The sequence below is a fragment of the Ensifer sp. genome (assembly GCF_035999185.1).
Lineage (GTDB): Bacteria > Pseudomonadota > Alphaproteobacteria > Rhizobiales > Rhizobiaceae > Ensifer.
The window spans coordinates 1-2,281 of record NZ_DASYHB010000175.1 but is presented as its reverse complement, the minus strand read 5'-3'; the positions used below and the strand labels follow the sequence as shown (position 1 = coordinate 2,281).

Annotated in this window: 2 protein-coding genes and 1 other RNA gene; all 3 read left to right on the top strand. The window is 63.9% G+C overall.

Annotation, left to right across the window (positions count from 1 at the left end; translation table 11 throughout):
* The first annotated feature begins 22 nt into the window (after positions 1-22).
* Positions 23-550 carry a lytic transglycosylase domain-containing protein gene (locus tag VGO04_RS24015; RefSeq protein WP_327498474.1) on the top strand — a complete coding sequence of 176 codons (528 nt, stop codon included), beginning with the start codon at positions 23-25 and terminating at the stop codon, positions 548-550.
* 192 nt (positions 551-742) lie between these two features.
* On the top strand, positions 743-1,933 hold the full coding sequence (locus tag VGO04_RS24010; protein WP_327498473.1) for an FAD-binding oxidoreductase: 1,191 nt from the start codon (positions 743-745) through the stop codon (positions 1,931-1,933).
* A 104-nt stretch (positions 1,934-2,037) separates the two neighbouring features.
* Positions 2,038-2,281, top strand: an RNA gene (gene rnpB, locus VGO04_RS24005) — RNase P RNA component class A; the annotation flags it as partial.

Genomic DNA, 2,281 nt, shown 5'->3' with positions numbered 1-2,281 from the left:
CAGACCGGAGAATTCAAACTACATGAGAATTTCGTCTGTTGCTGCGGTGGCGGCATGCCTTGGCATGTTCTTCGCCGGGATGGGTACGTCGTATGCGGGGAATGTCGACAGGACCATCAAGACCTCATCCATCCCGTCCGTTACCCGTACAACAGGCTATCCGAAGCCGGACCTCCCGCAGAACGCCCAGTACGCATCGCTGATCAAAAGCTACGCCAAGCAGTATGGCGTTCCGGTCGATCTGGCGCACGCCGTCGTCAAGGTCGAAAGCAACTTCAACCCCAAGGCCCGCGGCAGCGCCGGCGAAATCGGCCTGATGCAGATCAAGCCCGCCACGGCCCGCATGATGGGTTATTCCGGTTCTGCCAAGGGGCTCTACGACCCGGAAACCAACATCAAGTTCGGCATGAAGTATCTCGCCATGGCGCATGAGCTTTCCGGCGGCACCACCTGCGGCACGATCCTGAAATACAATGCCGGCCATGGCGCCAAGCGCATGAACCCGGTTTCCAAGCGCTATTGCGGCAAGGTCCAGGATATCATCGACTGATCAGTCGATACGCGTCGGCGCGTCAATTCGCGCACGCGAAAGGAAAGCATCATCCGCCCGCCGCACGAGGTGGTGGCGGATGCTGCAGCCGGACAGGTCTCGCGTTCCGGCGTACACGAAAATCTCTCGCAAGCCGTGCCATATCGACGCGCACATGCTATCTCCCTCAACGCACGCGGGAAGAGGGTGAGCATGTCGGAGAGATTTGATTTCATTGTCGTCGGCAAGGGCATGATGGGGGCGGCGGCCGCCCGTCACCTGGCGCTGTCAGGCGCAAGCGTCGCGCTCGTCGGGCCGGACGAGCCCAAGGACTGGGCCAATCATTCCGGCGTCTTTTCCAGTCACTACGACAATGCCCGCATCACCCGAACGATCGACAACGATCCGGTCTGGGCGCGCCTTGCCCGGCGTTCGATCGAGCGCTACGAGGGGATCGAGCGCGAAAGCGGCGTTCTCTTTTATCATGAAGTCGGTTGCCTGATCGCCGGGCCCCAGCCGGGTGCCGCCTACGACTACATCGAGCAGGTGGAAAAAGCGCGCGATGCGCTCGGCGTCGTAGCGCCGCTGCTTGACGCCGACAAGCTTTCGCAGCGCTTTCCGTGGTTCCGTTTTCCGGAGGGGACGGCAGGCGTTCACGAGCGCCGTGGCGCCGGGTACGTCAACCCGCGGGCCCTGGTTGCAGCGCAAGTCATCTGCGCCGAGCGGGCCGGCGCCAGGATCGTGCGCGACGAAGTCCGCTCCGTTTCCGAAGACAGCGACCGCGTGGTCGTGACCACGCTTGAGGGCGGGCGCCTGGAGGCGGCCCGGGTGATCGTTGCGGCCGGAGGCTTTTCCTTGTCGGCCACGCTGTTGCCGCGGCCGATCGACCTTTCCGTCAAGGCGAGAACCGTGCTTTTTGCCGAGGTGGCGGATCGCGACCTGCAGAGCTTCGAAGGCATGCCCTCCTTGATCGGGGCGGCGCCCAAGCAGGAGCGGAGCTACTACCTTCTGCCACCGGTCGGCTATGCGGATGGTAAGCACTACATCAAGATCGGCGGCGATCCGACGGACCGGGTTCTCGACGGCGAGCCGGCCGTGCGGCAATGGTTCCGCGGGGCGGGCGGTGCCGCTGCGGCCGAGCACCTGCGCGGCCTCCTGGCCGAGGTAATGCCCGGGCTTGAGCCGGTCTCGACGCATTTTTCGCCCTGCGTCACCTCGTTCACGCGGCACGGGCTGCCCTATATCGGCTTTGCCGGTGGAGAGCGCATTGCTGTCGTCACGGGCGGTAACGGCCAGGCGGCGAAGAGCTCCGACGAGATCGGCCGGCTTGGCGCCAGCCTTGTCATCAATGGCCGGATCGACGACCCCGCATATGATGCGGATTTCTCCGTGGCCTTCCGCTAAAGCGCGTCGCTCTGGCCGAGCTATTTCGTCCTTCGCTGTTGGCTCTTGAAAAGCCCGGCCTTTTTTTCTGGCGCCGGGCGGGGGCTTGCGTTAAGGAGCGCCTGCCAGTTGGCCGGGCAGCCGCGCTCCGCAAGTGTCGAAAGACCGCGGGGGGAGGAAAGTCCGGGCTCCACGGAAGTACGGTGCCGGATAACGTCCGGCGAGGGTGACCTCAGGGAAAGTGCCACAGAAAGCAAACCGCTCCGCTTGCGGAGTAAGGGTGAAAGGGTGGGGTAAGAGCCCACCGCGGACATGGCGACATGGACGGCACGGCAAACCCCACCGGGAGCAAGACCGAATAGGGATGAC